The organism is Amycolatopsis alkalitolerans (genome assembly GCF_006152065.1).
GTDB lineage: Bacteria > Actinomycetota > Actinomycetes > Mycobacteriales > Pseudonocardiaceae > Amycolatopsis_E > Amycolatopsis_E alkalitolerans.
The window spans coordinates 12,021-33,110 of sequence record NZ_VDFW01000043.1 but is presented as its reverse complement, the minus strand read 5'-3'; the positions used below and the strand labels follow the sequence as shown (position 1 = coordinate 33,110).

Below are 21,090 nucleotides of genomic sequence, written 5' to 3'. Positions count from 1 at the left end.
TTTCGGCTTCCTTTCGGATTTCTTCAGTGCTGCCGCTCGAGCGCCGTCAGGAACTCGACGCAGGAGCGCATCGTGCCCAGCCGGCGGTAGTCGTCCTCTTCGATGCGGTGCCCGGTCGCCGCGGACAGCCGTTCCACAAAGGACAGAAAGTCGAGTGAGTCCAGCTCGAGCGCCTCGCGCAGGTTCTCGTCGGGCGAGAGGGCGTCGAGTTCGGCCTCGGTGGCGAACCCGCGCAGTGCCTCGTAGATCGCCGGTTTCGGTGACGTCATAGCTCCTCCGGATGCTGCAGCAGGGTGTCGACGGCGTTGAGCAGGCGGGCACCGGTCGCGCCGTCACTGGCGCGGTGGTCGCCGGACAGGGTCGCGACGACGACGGGCCGGACGGCGAGCATCCCGTCGACCGCCCAGGGCCGTTCGGTGACGGCGCCGAACCCGGCGAGCGCGACCTGGGGCGGGTAGATGACGCCGTGCACCGATTCGACGCCGAGGTCGCCGAGGCTGGTGACGGTGATGGTCGCGCTGGTCAGCTCCGACGAGCGAAGCCGCCCCGAACGGGTCCGCGAGACGAGGTCGCGGAGCCGGGCCATCAGCTCCCCGGTGCTCAGGGTGTCCGCGTTCTCGATGGCCGGGGCGACGAGACCGCCGCCGCGCAGCGCGATCGCGACGCCCAGATGGACCGCGTCGGCGGGCCGGAAGGCGCCGTCCACCCAGTGCCCGTTGAGCTGGGGGACGCGTTTCGCCGCCAGCGCGGTCGCCTTGAGCAGGAGCGCGGCCGGGACGAGCCGGTCGGCGACGGGCACTTCCCGGTTGTGCTCGCGCAGCCATTCCGTGGCCGCGTGCAGGTCGATCGTGGTCGTCAGGTAGTAGTGCGGGATTTCGCGCTTGGCGCGCGCCATCAGCGCGCCGATGGCCTGGCGCATCGCGCTCTGGTCGCGCGTGGCCGGTGCTGGCTGCGGAGCCTTCGCGGCCGCGCGCACGTCCTCGGCCGTGACGGGATCGGCGTCGATGGTCGCGAGATCGACCGCTAGCTCTTCGGCGAGCTTGCGCGCGTACGGCGTCACGCGCGGCCCGGTGGGTTTCGGCGCGGCCTTGTGCGGGATGGCGTGCTCGACGTCGGCGCGCGTGATGGCGCCGCCCCGGCCCGTGCCGTGCACGGCGGTCAGGTCGACCCCGGCGTGCGCGGCGTAGGTGCGTACCGGCGGCGAGGCGAGCGGGCGCCGGGCGGGTGCCGGTTCGCCGGTGTCGATGCGCGCCAGCGGGGTGCCGACGGGAACCTTCTCGCCTTCCGGCACAAGCAGTTCCGCGACCGTGCCGCCGACGAAGCACTCGACGTCGACCGCGGCCTTCGCGGTGTCGACCACCGCGACCACGTCGCCGCGGCGCACCGTGTCGCCGGGTTTGACCAGCCACTCCAGCACGGTGCCCTCGTCCATGTCCGCGCCGAGTGAGGGCATGAGGAATTCGGCCATCTCAGCCCACCGCCCGCATGGCGGCCGCGATCACGTCCTCGGGCTGGGGGAGCGCCGCGTCCTCGAGCTGCTTGGCGTACGGCATGGGCACCTCGGCGGTGCACACGCGCTCGATGGGGGCGTCCAGGGAGTAGAAGGCCCTTTCCGCGGCCCGGGCGGCGATCTCCGCGGACAGGCTGCCGCTGCGCCAGCCCTCGTCGACCACGACGAGCCGGTGCGTGCGCTCGATGGAACCGAGGATGGTCTCGTCGTCGAGCGGGCGCAGCGACCGCAGGTCCACGACTTCGGCGTCGATTCCCTTGGCTGAGAGGTCCTCCGCCGCGGCGAGCGCGGTGTGGACGGTGCCGCCGTAGGCGATCAGCGAGACGTCCTTGCCCGGCCGCCGGATCGCCGCGCGGTCGATGTCGACGGCTCCGGCGTCCTCGCTCAGCTCGCCGGAGTAGTTGTAGAGCGAGCCGTGCTCGAACAGCAGCACGGGATCGGGGTCGGCCAGCGCGGTCCACAGCATGCCGCGCGCGTCCTCCAGCGTGGCCGGCGCGATCACCCGCAGCCCGGGGATGTGGGCGTACCAGCCTTCGAGGCTGTGCGAGTGCTGCGCGGCGATCTGGCGCCCGGCGCCGGTGGTCATCCGGATCACCAGCGGCACGTTGACCTGGCCGCCGGACATGTGCAGCAGCGTCGCGGCGTTGTTCATGATCTGGTCCAGCGCGAGCAGGCTGAAGTTGACCGTCATGATCTCGACGATCGGGCGCATCCCGCCGATCGCGCAGCCGATCCCGGCGCCGACGAACGCCGATTCCGACAGCGGCGTGTCGCGGATCCGCTCCGGCCCGAACTCTTCCAGCAGGCCGAGGCTCACCCCGAAGCAACCGCCGTAGGCGCCGACGTCCTCGCCCATCAGGAAGACCCGGTCGTCCCGTCGCAGCGCCTCCCGGATGGCGGCGCGCATGGCTTCGCGATAGCTGATGGTGGTCATGATCGCTCCGAGTAGACGAACCGGGTGAGCTCCTCGACGGGTTCGAGCGGACCGGCCTCGGCCGCGGCGACGGCGCCGTCGATCTCCTTGTCCACTTCGGACTCCAGTGCGCCGTAGTCGTCGTCGGTGAGCTCACCGTCCGCACGCATGGTCGCGGCGAGCGCGGGGATCGGGTCGCGTTCCTTCCAGCGCGCGATCTCTTCCTTCGTGCGGTACCGGTCGGCGTCGTACATGCTGTGCGCGCGGAACCGGTAGGTCTTCAGTTCCAGGAAGTGCGGGCCCGCGCCGCCGCGGATCGCCTCGACGGCGCGTCCGGTGGCGTCGGCGACCGCGAGCGCGTCCATCCCGTCGACCGGCCAGGCGGTCAGCCCGTAGGAGGCGGCACGCAGGGCGAGATCGGTCTCCGCCTGCGCGCGGGCGAGCGCGGTGCCCATCGCGTAGAGGTTGTTCTCGCAGCAGAACAGGATCGGCAGATGCCACAGCGCGGCCAGGTTGAGGCATTCGTGGAACTCGCCCTCGGCGACCGCGCCGTCCCCGAACAGGCACACCGTGACCAGCGGGCGGCCGGTCATCGCCGTCGCCAGCGCGAGCCCGACGGCAAGGGGCAGCCCGCCGCCGACGATCGCGTTCCCGCCGTAGAAGCGGCGCTTGACGTCGAACAGGTGCATCGAACCGCCGCGCCCCCGGCTCGTTCCGGTGGTGCGGCCGTACATCTCGGCCAGCACGGCGTCCATCGGCAGGCCGCGGGCGAGCGCGTGCCCGTGCTCGCGGTAGGTCGACACGATGGCGTCCTCGGGCCCGACCTCGTGCAGCACGCCCGCGGCGATCGCCTCCTCGCCGATGCACAGGTGCATGAACCCCCGGATGTTCCCTGCGCTGTAGAGCTCGACGCAGCGTTCTTCGAACCGGCGGATGCGCACCATCTGGCGCAACAGCTCGAGCCGCTCCTTGGCGGGCGGGCGCTCGATCATGACGAACCCTCCACTGTGGACAGATCACCTTCGGGCAGCCCGAGTTCGCGGGCCTTGAGCAGCCGCCGCATCACCTTGCCGCTGCGCGTGTGCGGCAGGTGCTGGTCGAACTCGATCTCCTTGGGCGCGACGGCGCCGAGCGCGCGGCGGCCGAAGGTGAGCAGTTCGGCCCGCAGGTCCTCGGACGGCGAGAACCCCTCGTGCAGCGAGACGAACGCCTTGACCAGCTCACCGGCGACCGGATCGGGCCTGCCGATCACGCCCGCCTCGGCCACCGCCGGATGGGCCATGAGCGCGCTTTCCACCTCGAACGGCCCGACGAGGTGCCCGGCGGACTTGATGACGTCGTCCGCGCGCCCGACGAACCAGTAGTAGCCGTCTTCGTCGCGGCGCGCCACGTCACCGGTCAGGTACCAGCCGCCGGCGAAAGCCTTCTCGTACCGCTCCGGATCGTGCCAGTAGCCGCGGAACATCGACGGCCAGCCCGGCCGGAGGGCGAGTTCGCCCTGGCAGCCGCCGCCCCGCAGTTCGGTGACCTGCCCGCCGGCGACCTCCGCGCGCCCGCCTTCACCCTGTTTCAGCAAGGCCGCTTCGACGCCGGGCAGCGGGCGGCCCATCGAGCCGGGCCGGATCTCCTCACCGGCGAAGTTGCTGATCATGATCGCGCCGGTCTCGGTCTGCCACCAGTTGTCGTGCACCGGCAGCCCCAGCGCTTCCTGGCCCCAGACGACCGCCTCCGGGTTCAGCGGTTCGCCGACGCTCGCGACGAACCGCAGCGCGGCCAGGTCGTACTCCTTGGCCAGCCCGGGATCGTGCCGCATGAGCATGCGCAGCGCGGTCGGCGCGGTGTACCAGACGGTGACGCCCTGCCCGGCGAGCACGGAGTACCAGCGGCGCGCGTCGAACTCGCCCTCGTCGCTGACCAGGGTCGCGCCGTGGGTGAGCGGGGCGATCACGCCGTAGGACATCCCGGTGACCCAGCCGGGATCGGCGGTGCACCAGAACACGTCCTCGCCGCGCAGATCGAGGGCGTAGGCCGCGGTGACGTGATGCGCCACGACGGCCTCGTGGACGTGGATGGCGCCCTTGGGGGTGCCGGTGGTGCCGCTGGTGAAATGCAGGAGCGCGGGGTCGCCGGGGCGGGTTCGCTCGATCTCGAACTCCGGCGCGGCCCCGGCGAGCGCGGGGCCGAGGGCGATGGTGCCGGGCCGGTCCCCGTCCCCGGTGAGCAGGACGTGCCGCAGCGACGGTACGGAATCGCGGACGCGCGCGACCTTCCGGTCGTACAGCTGCGGTGAGGTGACCAGGACGGCGGCCTCGCCGAGCCGGAGCCGCTGCCGGACCGGTTCGGGTCCGAACGCGGAGAACAGCGGGGACACGACGCACCCGGCTTTGAACGCGCCGAGCACGGCGACATACAGCTCGGGCACCCGGCCGAGCAGGGTGTAGACCCGATCTCCGCGGCGCACGCCGAGCGCGCGCAGCAGGTGCGCGAACCGGTTGCTCTGCCGGGAAAGCTCGCCGTAGCTGAACTCCCGCACGACGCCGTCCTGGCGGACCCACCGCAGCGCGGTGCGCCCGGCGGGGTGGCGGTCCACCGCCTCGTACGCGATGTTCAGCGCTCCGCCGCCGAGCCCGGACATGGTCTCGCGAGCCGCCGACCAGCTGAACCGCCGGCGGGTCTGGTCGTAGTCACCGAGGTTGGTGTGCGCCCGGACCTCGGCCGGCTTGCGGATCGGCTCCCACGGCATGTGGTCACGATGCGGCACCCCGCGCGACGTGGGCAGAGCCGGAGGTAACGGGCAGGAAGGGCGGAAGGTCCTCCGGTGACTTTCTCCTCTGTCGGGCCGGCTGATCGCGAACGGACCGTGGATACGGGCAACACGAGTGGAGGGAGCGGTCGTGGACACGTTCACCCGGCAAGATCTGGACACCCTGATCGAGCGAGCCGGCGCGTGGTCGGTTTCGCTGTACCTGCCGACCCACCGCACTGATCCCGAGACGCGGCAGGATGCCGTGACGCTGGTCAACCTGGCCCGCCGCGCCGAGACCGAACTGATCGCCGGCGGGCTGCGCCGGCCGGAGGCACAGGACATCCTGGCGTCCGCCCGTGCCCTCGCCGGGGATCCGGACTTCTGGCGCGAGCGCGGTGAGGGGCTCGCGGTCTTCCTCCGGCCGGGGTGGTGGCGTGCCTTCCGGCTGCCGGTGCGGTTCGGCGAGCTGGTGGCCGTGTCGGACGGTTTCCGCGTGTATCCGCTGCTCCCGTTGCTGACCGGGGACGAGATGTTCTTCCTGCTGGCGCTGAGCGAGAACGAGGCGAAGCTCTACCGCGGCAACCGGTCCGGTCTCCAGGCGATCGGCGTACCGGACCTGCCGCACGGGGTGAAGGACGCGCTGCGGTACGACGAACCGGAAAAGCAGCGCGGTCACCATCTGGCGGTGCGGACCGTCACGCACGGGCAGGGGATCGGCGGCGAGGTGCAGAAGGAACGGCTCGGCCGCTACCTGCACGCCGTGCGGCACGCGGTCGACCCGGTGCTGGCCGGCCGGCGCCTGCCGCTGGTGCTGGCCGGAGTCGACGCGATCCGCGGGGCGTACCACGAGATCTCCGGGTACCCGCACCTGCTGGCCTCGGGCGTCTCCGGCAGCCCCGACCGGGTGCCGGTCGCCGAACTGCACCGCGCGGCGTGGGAAGTGGTCGGGCCGCTGGCCACCCGCGAGCGGGACGACGCCGCGGCGCGCTACGAGAAGGCCGCCGGAACCGGGCTGACCTCGGACGACGCCGAGGAGGTCGCGGCGGCGGCCGAATCGGGCCGGGTCGAGACCCTGTTCGCGGCCGCTGGTGACCTGGCCGCGCTCGAACCGGCGGCGGTGCGGACGATCCGGACCGGTGGCACCGTCTACGTCGTCCCCGGCGCGGCCGTGCCGGGCCGGGGAACGATCGCGGCGGTGTTCCGCTACTGAACGGCGTCCGTCATCAGGATCCGGTGCGCCTCCTGCGCCGCCTTCGCGGTGCGGTCGGCGGCCGGTTCGCTGTCCGGAAGCTGTTCCAGGCCACGGGCGAGCGCCCCGACGGCCTCGGTGAGCGCCTGCACCCTGTCCTCCAGGGCGTTGATGCGAAGCCGTTCCGAGGTAGCGCGTGGCGGCGGCGCCGGGGTCTCGCCTTCGAGTTCGCCTCGCAGGTTCGCGGGCATCAGCGCGAAGACGTGGTCGAGCTGACCGGGCGAGCACAACGCGCTCATCGCGGACGAGACCCCGCTCGCGACGGCCGGCACGTCGGCGGGGCTGATCCCGGCCCGGTCGGCGAACAGGTTGGTGAACCCGGCGGCGTCGTAGCGGACGGGCACCTTGGCCGGTGTCCAGCCGTCGTAGTAGACCCCGCGCAGGAACTCGGGCAGCTGGGCCGCGAAATGCGCGGCGGCGTCGACGGTGAGCCGGTCACGCACCAGGTGCAGCCAGGCCCGCAGCACCCGGAACGTGAAATGGCGGTCCTCGGTGCCCAGATGGTGTGCGACCGTGCCCAGCCATTCCCCGGCCGACTGGTGGGCGTGGGTGAGCGGATCGTGGTGTGTCATGGCATCCTCCTTCCGGTTCCCTCCAGGCTCCGCCGGAGGTTCGAAGATCCACAGTGGACAAGAGACTTCGCGGTGAGGACTTTCGTCGCTAGCCGCGCGCCCGCGCGGGGATGAGGGTGAAGGTATGCGTGCGTGGGAGATCATGAGCAAACCGGTCGTCCGGGTGGGGCCGTCGACGCCGGTACCCGATGCGACGGCCCTGCTGGTCCAGTACGGCTTCGCCGCGTTGCCGGTCGTGGACGCCGACCAGCGTGTCGTCGGCATCTTCACCGAAGCGGACGCGCTGCGGGCCAGCGGGACGGGCGGGGAAGGCAGCCGGGTGGCCGCCTATATGACCGCCCCGGCCGACGTGGTGTCCACCGAGACCGACGTCGCCAGGATCGCCCGCCAGATGCTCGACGACCGGCGGCGCTGCATCCCCGTCGTCGAGGACGGTGTCCTCGTCGGGGTGGTCAGCCGTCGCGACGTGCTGCGCCCGCTGTTCCGCCGCGACGAAACGGTCACCGCCGACCTGCGGTCGCTGCTGGCCACCTACCTGCACCGGACCAGCGAGTGGGAGGTCGAGGTCAGCGACGGCGTCGCGACCGTTTCCGGCGAGTTCGCGGGCGACGCCGAGCGGAACCTCATCGGCATCCTCGCCCGCACCGTACCCGGCGTCGTACGCGCCGAGATCCGCGAAACCGCAAGCCCGGCAACGAAAGGAGCAGTCGATGAAGGCCAAGGTGGGTGACTGGCTGGTGATCATGGGCCCGACGGTCGAGCAGCCGGACCAGCGCGGGGAGATCACCGAGGTGCGGTCGGCCGACGGCGCGCCGCCATATGTGGTGCGGTGGGAGTCCGGCCACGTGACGACGGTGTACCCCGGCCCGGACGCGGTCGTCATGACGCCCGAGGAGCTCGCGAGCCACAAGCGGTAGTTCACGCCGCGGGGACGGTGAGCACGCCGTCCCCGCGGGTGACCCGCGTCCCGAAGCGAAGGCTGATGTGCTCGAGCGCGGACCGCAGCCATTCGGCGTCCTCGTCCGTGACGTGCCGGAGCCGGAAGTGCCGGGCCCGCAGGGGAACCATCCGGAGGGTGGTGGCTCCGGCGCCGATCGTGGCGAAGTACAGCAGCCGCAGATCGTCCCGGTAGGCCTGGTAGCCCTTGATGCCCTCATAGTCGTTGACGAGGTCCCCGCAGCCGTAGAGGATCAGCTTTCCCCGGTACAGCTCGATCGGCCGTGGATGGTGCGACGAGTGCCCGTGCACGAGATCCACGCCGGCGTCGATCAGGCGCCGCGCGAAGCGGACCTGGTCCGATTCGACGGTGTAACCCCAGTTCGAGCCCCAGTGCAGTGACACGATCGCGACGTCACCGGGCTGCTTGCCGGCCACCACCCGCTTGGCGAGCCGGTCCGCGCTGCGGCCGGACAGATCGGGCACGAACGCCACCCCCGGTCCGTCCGTCGCGGCCCAGCTTCGGGGGACACCGCTGGACGCCATCCCTCCCGCGGCGACGAGTATCCGGCCGCCCCCGGGGACCGGCAGCACGGCGGGCCGCTCCGCCTGGCCGGCGTCGAGCCCGGCGCCGGCGGTGCGGATTCCGGCCCCCGCCAGCGTTTCCAGCGTGTCGGCGAGGCCGCGGGGGCCGAAGTCGAGGACGTGGTTGTTGGCCAGGACGCACACGTCCGGCCGGATCGCGGTCAGGCAGCCCAGATTGCCCGGATGCATGCGGTAGTGCACCGCTTTGCGCGGGGCGAACCACCCGTCCGCGGTGATCGCCGTCTCCAGGTTGATGAGCCGGATGTCGGGGGCGAAACCGTCGAGCACCGCGAGCGCGTCTCCCCATGGCCAGGCGAACCCGGCCGGCTGGCCGATGGGCCCGGCCAGCCGCACGTAGGCGCGCGCGTCGGTCGCGGAGGGCTCGCGCAGCGCCGGGTTCCCGGGGCGGGGCAGTACCTGGTCGATGCCACGCCCGGTCATGACATCGCCGCACACGAAGACGGTGACCGTCACCGTTCGCCGAGGGCCGGGGTGATGAGCCCGTAGTGACCGTCGTAGCGGTGGTAGATGACCGCGCCGCGCCCACGTTCGGCGTCGAGGAAGAACAGGAACGGCAGGCCCAGCATGCCGAGCCGGTTCGCGGCCTCGTCCGTGGTCAGCTCCGGGGCCGGCTGGTCGCTGATGGTCAGCGGGAGGCCGCAGGGAGCCAGCTCATGCGGGCCGGGCGGGGTGAGCTGCGCGAGCCGGTACCCCGTCGCGCCGGCCCGGTAGAGGACGCTGTCCCGGCCGGTGCCGGCCTCGGTGAACAGGTAGAAGTCGTAGTCGAGCAGGCCCATGTCCCTCGCGGCCTCGTCGACGGTGCAGCGGGCCAGTGCGAACGACTTGTGCCGGACGATCTCCCGTTCCGGCGCGGGGCGCGGGTACCAGCGGTGGCGATGCGCCGGTTCGGACTCGTGCCGCCACTCGTGCGGTTCGCCCGAGGGCATCCCGCCGCGCCGTGCCTCCCAGTGCTGGGCGATCCGCTCGAGGCGCCGCCGCAGGCGCGCCTGGGCGAGGTCGATCGCTTCGTGCGCGTTGTCGCCTTCGGCCTGAACACGCACGAGGCGCCCGCTCACGTCGAGGTTCACCTGGGCCACCACGGGATTCGGCACGGCCGGATCGCCGTGCCGGGTCACCCGGACCCGCGCGGACAGGACCGGCCGGTGGGCCAGGTGCAGCGTCGCGGCGATCTTTTCCTGGGCGTAGGCGGCCGTTCCCGGCGGCAGCCTGCCATCGGTGGTCGCCCGGATGTCGGTAGCGGCGAAAGACGTCATACTCCCGTCGTAGAACCCTCCACCCGTCCCGCGCCAGGGACCAAGGACCCCTGTCCGGCTGAGCCGCTGGTGGCTACTCGTCCCCGTCGAGCACGCGCAGGTCCGGTGGCACCAGAGTGGTGGTCTCCATCAGCTCGCGCAGCAGGTTGTGGTTGAGCGAGTTGCCGACGGGTTCGCCGACTTCCTCGCGGGTGAGCCCGGCGACGCCCTGGCGCGAAAGCCGCGCCCGTACCGCGGCCACGAGATGCTCGACCTTCTTCGGCCCCCAGCTCTCGCCGGCGCGCAGTTCGCCGAGGTGGTCGGCGGCCTGGCGCCAGGTCAGCGGCTGCGGATGGGCTTCGTGGTAGAGGTAGCGCTGCGCGAGCACGACCAGCACGAGGCGTTCCGTCGCGGACAGCTTCCAGATCTTCGGCGCCTGCGTCGTCTCGTCATGGCGCGCGGCGGGCGGGCGGTCGCCGTCGCCGGCGACGAACAGTTCCATCAGGTGCTCACGGCGGCCGGAGCCGCGCACGAACAGCGGGGTGTAGCCGGTGGCGAGCGGCACCGGCTCGTCGTCGGGGAACAGCAGCCGGGAACCGGGCAGCCGCAGCGGGATCCGCCCGACGGACCGCACCCACCACTGGTCCGCGTGGTGGGTCAGTTCTCCCTGGTGCCGGCTGACCCGCCGGTCGTCCTCGCCGATGCAGACGTGCACGTCGGGGCGGTTGCGCCCGAACACCAGCGTGCGGCCCTCGCGCGGGCCCATGGTGATGCCGCCCCCGATGGCGAGCGCGAAGATGGTGCCCGCCGCGGCGCCGGGTACGCCGAAGGCGAGGCTGTCGTGGTCCGGGGCCAGCCGGGCGCCGCCCGGCCTTGGCGGGAATTCGCGCATGATGACCTCCCTGCGTGCTGTCCGGCCCACCGTGACACACCGCCCCGGGGACCCCTCCCCGGTTGGTTACTATCTCGCGGGTGCGCACTGGGGACGTGATCGACCGGCGATACCGGCTCGAGGACGAACTTGGTTCGGGTGCCGGGGGCGTCGTGTGGAGCGCCTACGACACCAAACTGCACAGAACCGTCGCGCTGAAGCGGGCGCACGGGGTGCCGAGCGCGTCCGGGTTCGGGCGCGAGGCGCGTAACGCCGCCCGCCTGCACCATCCCCACGTCATCTCCGTGTTCGACACCGTCGACCCGGACTGGCTGGTGATGGAGTACCTGCCCTCGCGGGGGCTGGACCGGATCGTGGCGGCGGGCCCGCTGCCCGCCGGCCGGGTGGCGCGGATCGGGATGCAGATCGCGGCCGGGCTCACCGCCGCGCACGCGCGCGGAGTGGTCCATCGTGACGTGAAACCGGGCAACATCCTCGTCGGCGAAGGCGATCTGGCGAAGCTGACCGATTTCGGCATCTCGGTCTGGCGGGAGGCGACGCTCACCGAGGACGGCCGCATCAGCGGCACCGCGGCGTATATGGCGCCCGAGGTCGCCCGCGGGCAGGCCGCGACGGCGGCTTCGGACGTGTTCTCCCTGGGCGCGACGCTGTTCGCCGCCGTCGAGGGCACTCCGCCGTTCGGCACCGGCGCTCCGGAGGCGGTGCTCGCGCGGGCTCGCCGCGGTGAGATTCCACCGATGCGCCACGCCGGACCGCTCGCGCCGCTGCTCGGCGAGATGCTGGCGGTCCGGCCCGGGCAGCGGCCGGCCGCCGAGCAGGTGCGGAGCCGCCTCGCCGAGATCGCCGGCCCGTGGCGGCCGCCGGAGGTACCGCCGTCCCCGTCCCGCCGCTTCACGCCGTGGTGGGCCGTGGCCGCCGCGGTCGTGGTCGTCACTGCGGCCGTCTTCACCTGGTCGGTGCTCGCCACCGGCCCGGCGCCGGAACCGTCCACTGTGGACGTGATCGGTGACCCGACGACCGCGGATCCGTGCGCCCTGGCCGGCCAGCACGCCCTCCGTCCTTTCGGGACCACGAGTCTCAACCCGGTGTACGGCAACTTCGACCGGTGCGACGTGCTGATCGACGTCGGCGCCGGCGATCCGCTCGACGTCGAGTTCGAACTCGCCGCCGCGTCCGTGCCCGGGGCGGTGCGGCCGGGGCAGTTCCCGGTGGAGCGTCATCCGCTCAGTGACGACGCGTGCGATCGCCGGATAGCGGTGTCGACCGGATACGACGTGTGGATCACGGCGAAAATGGACAACCCGCCGCGCGACCTGTGCGCGGTCGCCGACACCGCGACCAACGCGGCCCTCATCCGGCTCCGCCAGGGACCGCTGCCGCGGCGGGCCCCGTTCGCACCGCGCTCGCTGGCCACCACCGACGCGTGCGGGCTGCTCGACGGGCCCGCGCTCGCGCGCCTGCCCGGCGTCGACGCGATCCACCCGGAGATCGGGTTCGGCGGCTGGGACTGCACCTGGCACAGCACGATCGACCACACCTCGGTGCGGATCCTGTTCGACCACTCGCAGCCGATGAGCGCCGACGACGGCACCCCCACCCGCGTCGCCGGCCGCGACGCCTTCGTCAAGGCCGACGACGACCAGGACCACAGTTGCACCGCGAAGGTGGTCCAGCGCGAGTTCCCCGACCAGAACGGCGACCCGCTCGACGAGATCATGAAGGTGATCGTCGCCGGCGACGGCACGGGGGCGCGGTTCTGCCCGATGGCGAGGGACTTCGCCGCCGCGGCGGCCGCGAAACTGCCCTGAGCGCGGGACAATGGCGAGTCCCGGTGCGAAAGGAGCAGGTCGTGAACCACGTCTTCGATCCCGCTGTCGTCCACGAGTGCGCGATGGCGAGCCTCGGGCTGGCCAAACCGGCGATGTTCGAGGTCTTCGCCGAGGAGATGGACCGGCGCTATCCCGGCCGGCTCGTGGTCGACCAGCCGTGGATCTTCAGCAACGCGGGCGGCGCGATGATCGAGATGAAGCTCTACTACGCGTCGCTGACCGAATACGTCATGGTCTGGGGGACGCCGATCGGCTCGGAGGGCCATTCCGGGCGGCATGCGGTCGGCTTCTGGGACACGGTGATCGACGGCGAGATGTGGTACTACGGCGAGGGCCAGTTCGAGAAGCGCGTCTACCGGCCGGGCGATCGCGTGTACGTCGGGCCGGGGCAGGCGCGGGCGATGAACTTCACGGCCGGCGTGTGGGCCGTGGAGTACGCGCGCGGTCCGCTGCTCACGTCGGTGCCCTTCGGCCTGGCCGACGAACTGGTCAGCACGCTCGATCTCGCCACGGCGGCGCAGACGCTCAGCGTCTACGCCTCCCTGGTCGGGCACCACTGGCAGCAGCCGGATCCGGACGGCGCGGCCCCGTCCGGACTGCGCGCGGCGGTGGGCAACGCGCTCAGCCGGATCGGGCAGCGGGTCACGAGCCGGGTCCGTCCCGGCGAACCGGACGACGCGATTCCCCCGGGTACCTAGTGTCGTGTGATCCTGTCCGGTTTACGTTGCCGTGTTTGCCCGTAGGGTCGTTGGGTTTGTCCGCTGCGGTGTCGAGTTGGCTGGTCCGGTCGCTGACTTTGCCCTAGGCGACAGCGGCCGGCCAACTCGATAACGCCCCGAGCCAACTCAGCGACGCCAAGGGCCAACTCAGCACCCTGGCAAACAAACACACCCGCGCGCAAAGACATCTTTGGCCGCACCACCCTGTGGTCCTCCGGCGGTCGCGTGGCGCAAGTCACCGGAAGGGCCGTTTTTGGCGGAACCCCACAAACACAGGGGCTCAGGACGTGGCGTGCCCGACGAAGCGTTACCGGCCGGTATGCGACAGGCTGCACCTGGGCAGACAGCCATCCCGCGCGCAGCGGGGCCGCCCGCTTCAGTGGCGTCGGACATTTGTGAGGATCGGTCAGTGTTTCATCGGGTTGCCATCGTCAACCGGGGAGAGGCCGCGATGCGGCTGATCAACGCCGTCAGCGAGTTGAACGCGGAGGGCGGCCCACGGGTCGAGACGGTGGCGCTCTACACCGACGCCGACGCGGGCGCCACCTTCGTCCGCGAGGCGGACTCGAGCTACTGCCTCGGGCCCGCGTCCGCGCGCCCGTACCTCGACCTGGGTGTGCTCGAGCGCGCGCTGCTGGAGACGGGGGCCGACGCGGCGTGGGTCGGCTGGGGTTTCGTCGCGGAGGACCCGGCCTTCGCCGAACTGTGCGACAAGCTCGGGGTGGCGTTCATCGGCCCGAGTGCCGACGCGATGCGGCGGCTCGGGGACAAGATCGGCGCGAAGCTCATCGCCGAAGAGGTCGGGGTGCCGGTCGCGCCGTGGAGCCGCGGCGCGGTCGCGGACCTCGGCGAGGCGCTGGCCAAGGCCGCCGAGATCGGCTACCCGCTGATGCTCAAGGCGACCGCGGGCGGCGGCGGGCGCGGGATCCGGGTGATCCGCTCGGACGACGAGCTCACCGAGGCCTACGAGCGCACCAGCCTCGAAGCCGAGCGCGCCTTCGGCAGCGGCGTGGTGTTCCTCGAACGTCTCGTGACCGGCGCCCGGCACGTCGAGGTGCAGGTCATCGCCGACGGCCAGGGTGCGGCGTGGGCCCTGGGCGTGCGCGACTGTTCCGTGCAGCGGCGCAACCAGAAGATCATCGAGGAGTCCGCTTCGCCGGTGCTGGCGCCGGAGCAGGTGCGCGAGCTCAAGGCGGCCGCCGAACGGCTCGCGCTGGCCGTGGACTACCGCGGCGCGGGCACGGTCGAGTTCCTGTACCACCCGGGCGAGAAGCTGTTCGCCTTCCTCGAGGTCAACACCCGGCTCCAGGTCGAGCACCCGATCACCGAGGCCACCACGGACCTGGACCTGGTCAAGGCCCAGCTGCAGGTGGCCGCGGGCGGCCGGCTCGACGGCGAGCCGCCCGCGGAGTTCGGGCACGCCGTGGAGGCGCGGCTCAACGCCGAGGACCCGGACCGGGACTTCGCGCCCGCGCCGGGCCGCATCGAGTTGCTGGACCTGCCTGCGGGCCCGGGCATCCGGGTCGACACCGGCGTCAGCGAGGGCGACACCATCCCGGCCGACTTCGACTCGATGATCGCGAAGATCATCGCCTACGGCCGCACCCGCGACGAGGCACTCGCCCGGCTGCGCCGCGCGATGACGCAGACCACGGTGATCATCGAGGGCGGCACCACGAACAAGAGCTTCGTCCTGGACCTGCTCGAGCAGCCCGAGGTGATCAGCGGCGCCGCCGACACCGGCTGGATCGACCGGGTGCGCGCGGAGGGCAGGCTCGTCTCCACCCGGCATTCCGGGGTCGCGCTCGCCGCAGCGGCCATCGAGGCGTACGAGGACGCCGAAGAGGTGGAGCGGCAACGGCTGCTGTCCACCGCGCACGGCGGCCGCCCGCAGGTGCAGCACGAGGTGGGCCGCGCGATCGAGCTGAAGCTGCGCGGCGCCGGCTACCGCGTCACGGTCGCCCGTACCGGGCGGTCGCGGTTCCGGGTCGCGGTCGCCACCGGCGAGCAGGTCTTCGGCGTGGACGTCGAGCTCGAACGGTTCGACGAGCACACCGGCCAGATCGTGGTGAACGGCCGGCGGCACCGGCTCGTGTCGGGCACGCACGGTCCGATCCACCTCGTCGAGGTCGACGGCGTCACGCACCGGGTCAGCCGCGACGAGGGCGGCGTCGTGCGCTCGCCCGCGCCCGCGCTGGTGGTGGCGATCCCCCTCGCCGTGGGCGACGAGGTCGAAGCGGGCGCCCCGGTGCTCGTGCTGGAGAGCATGAAGATGGAGACCGTGTTGCGGGCCCCGTTCCGCGCGCGGCTGCGGGAATGCGTGGTCTCGGTCGGCAGCCAGGTCGGCACCGGCGCGCCGCTGTTGCGGCTGGAGCCGGTGGGCGACGCGGCCGCCGAGGCCGCGGGCACCGAGGCCGGGGTGGATCTCGAACTGCCGCCCGAACCCGCCGGGGTCTCCGCCGCCGACCGGGCGGCTCGCGGGCAGGAGGACCTGCGCGGCATGGTGCTCGGGTTCGACGTCGACCCGAGCGACGAAGGGCGCCTGCTGAACAACTACCTCGCCGCCCGCGACGAGCTGGCCAGGCCGCCGCTCGCGGCGGAGGTCGCGCTGCTGCAGGTGTTCGCCGACCTGTCGGAGCTGTCCCGCAACCGGCCGGCGGGGGAGGAGACGAAGGCGCAGACGCGGGTGCACAGTCCGCGCGAGTTCTTCCACGCCTACCTGCAAAGCCTCGACGTCGAGCGCGCCGGGCTGTCCGAGACGTTCCAGAACCGGCTGGCCAAGGTACTGGCCTACTACGGGGTCGAGGGGCTCGACCGCACCCCCGAGCTGGAGGAGGCCGTCTTCCGGATCTTCCTCGCCCAGGGGCGCGCCGCCGCGGACGCGCGGATCGTGACCACCCTGCTGCAGCGGTGGCTTTCGGAGCCCCCACCGGCCAACGGGCTGCGCGAGGACGCCGGGCACGCGCTCGAGCACCTGATCCTCGCGACCCAGCTGCGTTTCCCGGTGGTGTCCGATCTCGCGCGCAGCGTGGTGTTCCGGTGGTTCGCGCAGCCGATGCTGCGGCGCAACCGGGCCGAGGTCTACACCAGGGTTCGCGGCCACCTGCGCTACCTCGACCGGCATCCCGGCGCGCCGGATCGCGCCGAGCGGATCGCGGCGATGGTCGCGAGCCCGGAGCCGCTGGTGCGGCTGGCGGGCCAGCGGATCGGTCAGGCGGGCGCGGATCTCGGGCCCCTGCTGGAAGTGCTGTCCCGCCGCTACTACGCCAACCGTGGCACCGAGAAGGCGCGCTGCTTCACCATCGGCGGGCACACCTTCTTCACCGCCGAGTACGAGCTCGACGGGACGCGGTTCTCCCTCGCGGCGACCGCGGCCGAGTTCACCGGGCTGCCCGGCGCCCTCCGCGCGATCGGAGAGGCCGCGGCCGGTGCCGACGTCGCCGCCGATCTGTACCTGACGTGGCCCGACCAGCCCGGGGACGCCGGAGAGATGTCCGCGCGACTGGGCGAGGCGCTCGCGTCGGTGCCGTTGCCGCCGCAGGTCCAGCGGGTGACCACGACGGTCGCCGGCCGCAGCGGCGCGGCGATGCACCACCATTTCACGTTCCGGCGCACCGGCGGCGAGTTCGCCGAGGACCAGCTGATCCGCGGCCTGCACCCGATGATCGCGCGGCGGCTGAACCTGCAGCGGCTCGCGAACTTCGACCGGACCCGGCTGCCCACGGCCGACGAGGACGTGCACCTGTTCCGGTGCGTGGCGCCGACGAACCCCGCCGACGAGCGCCTGGTCGCGATGGCGCAGGTACGCGACCTGACCCCGCTGCGCGATTCGGAAGACCGGCTGATCGCGCTGCCCGCGGTGGAAGGCGCGCTCGAGGCGTGCCTGGACGCGATCCGCAAGGCCCGGACCACGGTGCCCGCGAAGAAGCGGTTCGACACCAACCGGATCTTCATCTACGTGTGGCCGCCGAGCGAGCTGACCGTCGACGAGCTGAACGCGGTGGCGCGGCGCGTCGTGCCGACCACGGCGGGCGCGGGGATCGAGGAGGTCCTGTTCCTCGGCCGCCGTCGTGACCGGGCGACCGGGGAACTGCGCGAAATCGCCGTGCGGATCTCCTACGATCTGGGTTCCGGCGTCCGGATCGGGCTGACCGACCCGCCCGCGGAGCTCATCCAGCCGCTGGACGACTACGACCAGAAGGTGCTGCGCGCGCGGCGCCGCGAGACCGTGTACCCGTACGAGCTGACCGGGATGCTTTCGGGCCCCGGCGGGAAGTTCACCGAGTACGACCTGGACGACAAGGGCGCGCTCGTGCCCGTCGAGCGGCTGAAGGGGCTCAACAAGGCGTCCATTGTGGCCGGTGTGGTCGCGACGCCGACCACGCGCCACCCCGAGGGCGTCACGCGCGTGGTGCTGCTCGGTGACCCGACGCGGGCGCTGGGCGCGCTGGCGGAGCCGGAATGCACCCGGATCATCGCCGCACTGGACCTCGCCGAGCGGATGGGCGTGCCGGTGGAATGGTTCGCGCTGTCCGCGGGCGCGAAGATCGCCATGGACTCCGGGGTGGAGAACATGGACTGGATCGCGGCCGCGCTCAGGCGCATCGTCGGGTTCACCCAGGCCGGTGGCGAGATCAACATCGTGGTGGCCGGGATCAACGTCGGGGCCCAGCCGTACTGGAACGCCGAAGCGACGATGCTCATGCACACCAAGGGAATCCTGGTGATGACCCCGGATTCGGCGATGGTGCTGACCGGCAAGCAGGCACTGGACTTCTCCGGCGGGGTGTCCGCCGAGGACAACTTCGGCATCGGCGGGTACGACCGGGTGATGGGACCGAACGGGCAGGCCCAGTACTGGGCCGCCGACCTCGCCGGGGCCCGCGACGTGCTGATGTCGCACTACGACCACACCTACGTCGCGCCGGGGGAGAGCGGGCCGCGGCGCGCGGTGACGACCGACCCGGTCGACCGGGACGTCTCCGGGTACCCGCACGCGGTGACGGGCACGGACTTCCGCACCGTCGGCGAGATCTTCGCGCGCGAGTCCAATCCGGACCGCAAGAAGCCGTTCGACATCCGGACGGTGATGCGCGCGGTGGCCGATCAGGACCACGCGATCCTGGAGCGCTGGGCGGGGATGGCCGACGCCGAGACCGCGGTGGTGACCGACGTGCACCTGGGCGGGCATCCGGTGTGCCTGGTGGGCATCGAGTCGCTTTCCGTGCCACGGCGCGGTTTCCCGCCCAGCGACGGGCCGGACGCCTACACTGCGGGCACCCTGTTCCCGCGCTCGTCGAAGAAGGTGGCGCGCGCGATCAACGCGGCGAGCGGGAACCGGCCGCTGGTCGTGCTGGCGAACCTGTCCGGGTTCGACGGCTCGCCGGAGTCGATGCGCAAGCTGCAACTGGAGTACGGCGCGGAAATCGGCCGCGCGGTCGTGAACTTCCGCGGCCCGATCGTGTTCTGCGTGATCTCGCGGTACCACGGTGGCGCGTTCGTGGTGTTCTCGAAGGCCCTCAACCCGAACATGACCGTGCTCGCGGTCGACGGTTCGTTCGCGTCCGTCATCGGTGGCGCGCCCGCGGCGGCGGTCGTGTTCGCCGCCGAGGTGAACGCCCGCACCGCCAAGGATCCGCGAGTCGCGGGGCTGCAGGCTCAGGTCGCCGCGGCGACTGGGGGCGAGCGGGCGGCGCTGGCCGCGCGGCTGGAGGAGGCGCGCGCGTCGGTGCGGGCGGAGAAGCTGGGCGAGGTGGCCGCGGAATTCGACGGCGTGCACAGCATCCAGCGTGCCGTCGAGGTCGGTTCGGTCGACGCGATCATCGAACCGGGCCGGCTCCGGCCGCGGATCATCGAGGCGATCGAGGCCGGGCTGGCACGCGCGTGATCGCGGTCAGTCCTTGAGCAGCCGCCTGGTGCACAGCCGCAGCGCGTGGCGGAGCGCGGTGACCTGGTCGGGGTCGAGATCGGCGAGCATGTCCCGCTCGATCTCGTCGACCTCGCCGTCGGACTCGGCCAGGATCCGCTGCCCCTCGGCGGTCAGGCTCGCCTGAAGGACGCGCTTGTTGCGTCCGGACGGCTTGCGCCGCACCAGTCCCTGGAGTTCGAGGCGGGCGACGAGCTCCTGCATGGTCTGCGCGCTGACGAACGAGCGCCGCGCGAGCTGCGCCGAGGACAGGCCCGGATGCCGGCGCAGTTCGGCGAGCGCCGTGTACTGGATCGTGGTCAGCCCGTAGGGACGCACCGCCGCGTCCAGCCTGGCCCGCATCGCCAGTTCGAGCTGTTTGACCAGGTAGGCGGTACGGGTCGGAAGATCAGCTCGGCTCATGGTTGACACCGTATCAGGAATCCTGCTATCTAGTTCACATCAGGAACCCTGACATTGAGGCAGGCTTCGATGACGCAGTCCGTCGGTACGCGCGAGGCGCGCAAGGTCGCGAGAGCGAGTTTCATCGGCACCACGATCGAGTGGTACGACTTCTTCCTGTACGGCGCCGCGGCCGCGCTGGTCTTCGGCCCGCAGTTCTTCCCGTCCGGCAACCCCGTGGTCAGCCAGCTGGGCTCGTTCGCGACGTTCGCGGTCGGGTTCCTGACCCGGCCGGTCGGCGGCATGATCGCCGGGCACTTCGGCGACCGCATCGGGCGGAAGCGCATCCTCATCCTGTCGCTGGTCGTGATGGGCTCCTCGACGGTGCTCGTCGGCGTGCTGCCCAACTACGCGCAGATCGGCCTGGCCGCGCCGGTGCTGCTGGTCGTGCTCCGGTTGGTACAGGGGCTGGCCGTCGGCGCCGAATGGGGTGGCGCCGCGCTGATGGCCGTCGAGCACGCGCCGCCGAAGCGCCGCGCGCTGTACGGCTCGGCCACGCAACTCGGGGTGCCCGCGGGGGCGATCCTGTCGAACCTGATGATGCTGCTGCTGTCCTGGCTGACCGGCGCGGGGTTCACCGACTGGGGCTGGCGGATCGGGTTCGTCGCCAGCCTCGCGCTCGTCGTGTACGGCCTGGTGATCCGGCGGCAGCTGACCGAAAGCCCGTTGTTCGCGAAGGCGGCACGCCACGGTCCCGCCCGCGTCCCGCTGCTGCATCTGCTGCGCCGGTACCCGGCCGGTGTGCTGATCGCGATCCTCGCGACCGCCGCTTCGCCGGCGATCGGTTACACGGTGCTGACGTTCACCCTGTCGTACGGGCCGAAGGTGGACGGGTTCAGCCGGAACGACATCCTGCTGATGGGCATCGTCGCGAGTTTCGTGCAGATGTTCGCGATGCTGTGGGCGGGGCTGGTGGCGGACCGGTCCGGCAGGCTGCGCACGATGATGATCGGGACCGCGGTGCAGGTGGCGGCCGCGTTGCTGCTCTTCCCGTTGCTGGACACCAAGATCTGGGTGGTCGCGTTGCTGGCCTGCGTGTTCGGCGCGACCTCGAACGTGGCCCAGTACGCGCCGCTGCCCGCGGTGATGAGCGACCTGTTCCCGACGAACGTGCGCTACAGCGGTTCTTCGCTGGGTTACCAGGTCGGCGGGATCGTCGGCGGCTCGTTCGCGCCGATGATCGCCACCGGCATCCTCGCCGCGACCGGCAGTTCGTTCATGATCGGCGTGTACCTCGCCGGGATGACCGTGATCTCCGGCGTCGCGGTCCTGATCGCGCACACCGGCGCGCTGACCCGCCGCGCCCGCGACGAGGAGGCGGCCGTGGTGGTCCGCGCCGGTCCGGCCATGACGACCGAGGCCCCGTAGGGCGTGCCGGGCACGCAAGGGTCGCGAACGTCTGGGGGAACGACGAATGACGCGGCGGACCATACCATTCCTGACCGATTCAGGGTGGCGTTTCCCGGCGACGTTGCCATCGCGCGAAAAGGTCGACTCGGCCGGTCATCACCGCGCGAAT

17 protein-coding genes are annotated in these 21,090 nt (G+C 71.9%); 7 read left to right on the top strand and 10 right to left on the bottom strand.

All coding sequences use genetic code 11. The features are described 5' to 3' along the window. Positions 1 to 23: 23 nt before the first annotated feature. From FG385_RS30930 to acsA, 5 genes are read right to left on the bottom strand one after another with little or no spacing between them, the layout of a single operon-like run. A complete protein-coding gene (locus tag FG385_RS30930) occupies positions 24 to 269 on the bottom strand; it encodes a phosphopantetheine-binding protein (RefSeq protein WP_139100342.1) in 246 nt (81 codons plus the stop codon). Beyond that, positions 266 to 1,468 (bottom strand): dihydrolipoamide acetyltransferase family protein, encoded by a 1,203-nt coding sequence (locus FG385_RS30925; protein WP_139100341.1) that lies wholly within the window; start codon positions 1,466 to 1,468, stop codon positions 266 to 268. The genes FG385_RS30930 and FG385_RS30925 overlap by 4 nt, the downstream gene beginning before the upstream one ends. Position 1,469: 1 nt before the next feature. Continuing rightward, positions 1,470 to 2,444, bottom strand: coding sequence for an alpha-ketoacid dehydrogenase subunit beta (locus FG385_RS30920; RefSeq protein ID WP_139100340.1), 975 nt, complete (start codon positions 2,442 to 2,444; stop codon positions 1,470 to 1,472). Further along, positions 2,441 to 3,415, bottom strand: a complete 975-nt coding sequence (gene pdhA, locus FG385_RS30915; RefSeq protein WP_200834743.1) for a pyruvate dehydrogenase (acetyl-transferring) E1 component subunit alpha — start codon at positions 3,413 to 3,415, stop codon at positions 2,441 to 2,443. Before pdhA ends, FG385_RS30920 begins: the two co-directional genes overlap by 4 nt. Continuing rightward, the gene (gene acsA / locus FG385_RS30910) at positions 3,412 to 5,166 is read right to left on the bottom strand and encodes an acetate--CoA ligase (protein WP_139100339.1); all 1,755 of its coding nucleotides are present in this window, start codon (positions 5,164 to 5,166) and stop codon (positions 3,412 to 3,414) included. The genes pdhA and acsA overlap by 4 nt, the downstream gene beginning before the upstream one ends. 151 nt (positions 5,167 to 5,317) lie before the next feature. On the opposite strand from acsA, the gene FG385_RS30905 reads away from it, so the two are divergent. After that, the gene (locus FG385_RS30905; protein WP_139100338.1) at positions 5,318 to 6,379 is read left to right on the top strand and encodes a baeRF3 domain-containing protein; all 1,062 of its coding nucleotides are present in this window, start codon (positions 5,318 to 5,320) and stop codon (positions 6,377 to 6,379) included. Here the strand turns inward: FG385_RS30905 and FG385_RS30900 are convergent. Then, the gene (locus FG385_RS30900; protein ID WP_139100337.1) at positions 6,373 to 6,990 is read right to left on the bottom strand and encodes a DUF2267 domain-containing protein; all 618 of its coding nucleotides are present in this window, start codon (positions 6,988 to 6,990) and stop codon (positions 6,373 to 6,375) included. The genes FG385_RS30905 and FG385_RS30900 overlap by 7 nt on opposite strands. Positions 6,991 to 7,114: 124 nt before the next feature. On the opposite strand from FG385_RS30900, the gene FG385_RS30895 reads away from it, so the two are divergent. Together FG385_RS30895 and FG385_RS30890 are read left to right on the top strand one after the other, a co-directional pair. Next, positions 7,115 to 7,720, top strand: coding sequence for a CBS domain-containing protein (locus tag FG385_RS30895; protein WP_139100336.1), 606 nt, complete (start codon positions 7,115 to 7,117; stop codon positions 7,718 to 7,720). Continuing rightward, on the top strand, positions 7,701 to 7,907 hold the full coding sequence (locus tag FG385_RS30890) for a DUF1918 domain-containing protein (RefSeq protein WP_139100335.1): 207 nt from the start codon (positions 7,701 to 7,703) through the stop codon (positions 7,905 to 7,907). Before FG385_RS30895 ends, FG385_RS30890 begins: the two co-directional genes overlap by 20 nt. Position 7,908: 1 nt before the next feature. On the opposite strand, the gene FG385_RS30885 is transcribed toward FG385_RS30890, so the two are convergent. The 3 genes from FG385_RS30885 to FG385_RS30875 form a co-directional block, all read right to left on the bottom strand. Continuing rightward, positions 7,909 to 8,985, bottom strand: a complete 1,077-nt coding sequence (locus FG385_RS30885; RefSeq protein ID WP_235022898.1) for a CapA family protein — start codon at positions 8,983 to 8,985, stop codon at positions 7,909 to 7,911. Further along, positions 8,982 to 9,785, bottom strand: a complete 804-nt coding sequence (locus tag FG385_RS30880) for a ribosome hibernation promotion factor (protein ID WP_139100334.1) — start codon at positions 9,783 to 9,785, stop codon at positions 8,982 to 8,984. The genes FG385_RS30885 and FG385_RS30880 overlap by 4 nt, the downstream gene beginning before the upstream one ends. A gap of 73 nt (positions 9,786 to 9,858) precedes the next feature. Next, on the bottom strand, positions 9,859 to 10,656 hold the full coding sequence (locus tag FG385_RS30875; RefSeq protein ID WP_139100333.1) for an FHA domain-containing protein: 798 nt from the start codon (positions 10,654 to 10,656) through the stop codon (positions 9,859 to 9,861). Between the two features lie 80 nt (positions 10,657 to 10,736). Between FG385_RS30875 and FG385_RS30870 the strand changes: the two genes are divergently transcribed. The 3 genes from FG385_RS30870 to FG385_RS30860 all read left to right on the top strand — a co-directional run bounded on the left by FG385_RS30870 (position 10,737) and on the right by FG385_RS30860 (position 19,091). Next, complete coding sequence (locus tag FG385_RS30870) at positions 10,737 to 12,464, top strand: serine/threonine-protein kinase (RefSeq protein ID WP_160148930.1); 1,728 nt, start codon at positions 10,737 to 10,739, stop codon at positions 12,462 to 12,464. 41 nt (positions 12,465 to 12,505) lie between these two features. Further along, a complete protein-coding gene (locus tag FG385_RS30865) occupies positions 12,506 to 13,183 on the top strand; it encodes a hypothetical protein (protein WP_139100331.1) in 678 nt (225 codons plus the stop codon). A gap of 430 nt (positions 13,184 to 13,613) precedes the next feature. Beyond that, entirely contained in the window at positions 13,614 to 19,091 is a 5,478-nt protein-coding gene (locus FG385_RS30860) for an ATP-binding protein (protein WP_139100330.1), read from the top strand. Positions 19,092 to 19,097: 6 nt separating this feature from the next. Here the strand turns inward: FG385_RS30860 and FG385_RS30855 are convergent, their stop codons facing one another. Further along, positions 19,098 to 19,532 (bottom strand): MarR family winged helix-turn-helix transcriptional regulator, encoded by a 435-nt coding sequence (locus FG385_RS30855; RefSeq protein ID WP_139100329.1) that lies wholly within the window; start codon positions 19,530 to 19,532, stop codon positions 19,098 to 19,100. Between the two features lie 69 nt (positions 19,533 to 19,601). Between FG385_RS30855 and FG385_RS30850 the strand changes: the two genes are divergently transcribed. Next, positions 19,602 to 20,939 (top strand): MFS transporter, encoded by a 1,338-nt coding sequence (locus tag FG385_RS30850; RefSeq protein ID WP_139100328.1) that lies wholly within the window; start codon positions 19,602 to 19,604, stop codon positions 20,937 to 20,939. Positions 20,940 to 21,090 lie beyond the last annotated feature (151 nt).

What these genes read in the sequence shown, in the direction of transcription:
- FG385_RS30930 (WP_139100342.1), bottom strand. Translation starts at nt 269, where the DNA reads ATGACGTCACCGAAACCGGCGATCTACGAGGCACTGCGCGGGTTCGCC.
- FG385_RS30925 (WP_139100341.1), bottom strand. Translation starts at nt 1,468, where the DNA reads ATGGCCGAATTCCTCATGCCCTCACTCGGCGCGGACATGGACGAGGGC.
- FG385_RS30920 (WP_139100340.1), bottom strand. Translation starts at nt 2,444, where the DNA reads ATGACCACCATCAGCTATCGCGAAGCCATGCGCGCCGCCATCCGGGAG.
- pdhA (WP_200834743.1), bottom strand. Translation starts at nt 3,415, where the DNA reads ATGATCGAGCGCCCGCCCGCCAAGGAGCGGCTCGAGCTGTTGCGCCAG.
- acsA (WP_139100339.1), bottom strand. Translation starts at nt 5,166, where the DNA reads ATGCCGTGGGAGCCGATCCGCAAGCCGGCCGAGGTCCGGGCGCACACC.
- FG385_RS30900 (WP_139100337.1), bottom strand. Translation starts at nt 6,990, where the DNA reads ATGACACACCACGATCCGCTCACCCACGCCCACCAGTCGGCCGGGGAA.
- FG385_RS30895 (WP_139100336.1), top strand. Translation starts at nt 7,115, where the DNA reads ATGCGTGCGTGGGAGATCATGAGCAAACCGGTCGTCCGGGTGGGGCCG.
- FG385_RS30890 (WP_139100335.1), top strand. Translation starts at nt 7,701, where the DNA reads ATGAAGGCCAAGGTGGGTGACTGGCTGGTGATCATGGGCCCGACGGTC.
- FG385_RS30880 (WP_139100334.1), bottom strand. Translation starts at nt 9,785, where the DNA reads ATGACGTCTTTCGCCGCTACCGACATCCGGGCGACCACCGATGGCAGG.
- FG385_RS30875 (WP_139100333.1), bottom strand. Translation starts at nt 10,656, where the DNA reads ATGCGCGAATTCCCGCCAAGGCCGGGCGGCGCCCGGCTGGCCCCGGAC.
- FG385_RS30855 (WP_139100329.1), bottom strand. Translation starts at nt 19,532, where the DNA reads ATGAGCCGAGCTGATCTTCCGACCCGTACCGCCTACCTGGTCAAACAG.
- FG385_RS30850 (WP_139100328.1), top strand. Translation starts at nt 19,602, where the DNA reads ATGACGCAGTCCGTCGGTACGCGCGAGGCGCGCAAGGTCGCGAGAGCG.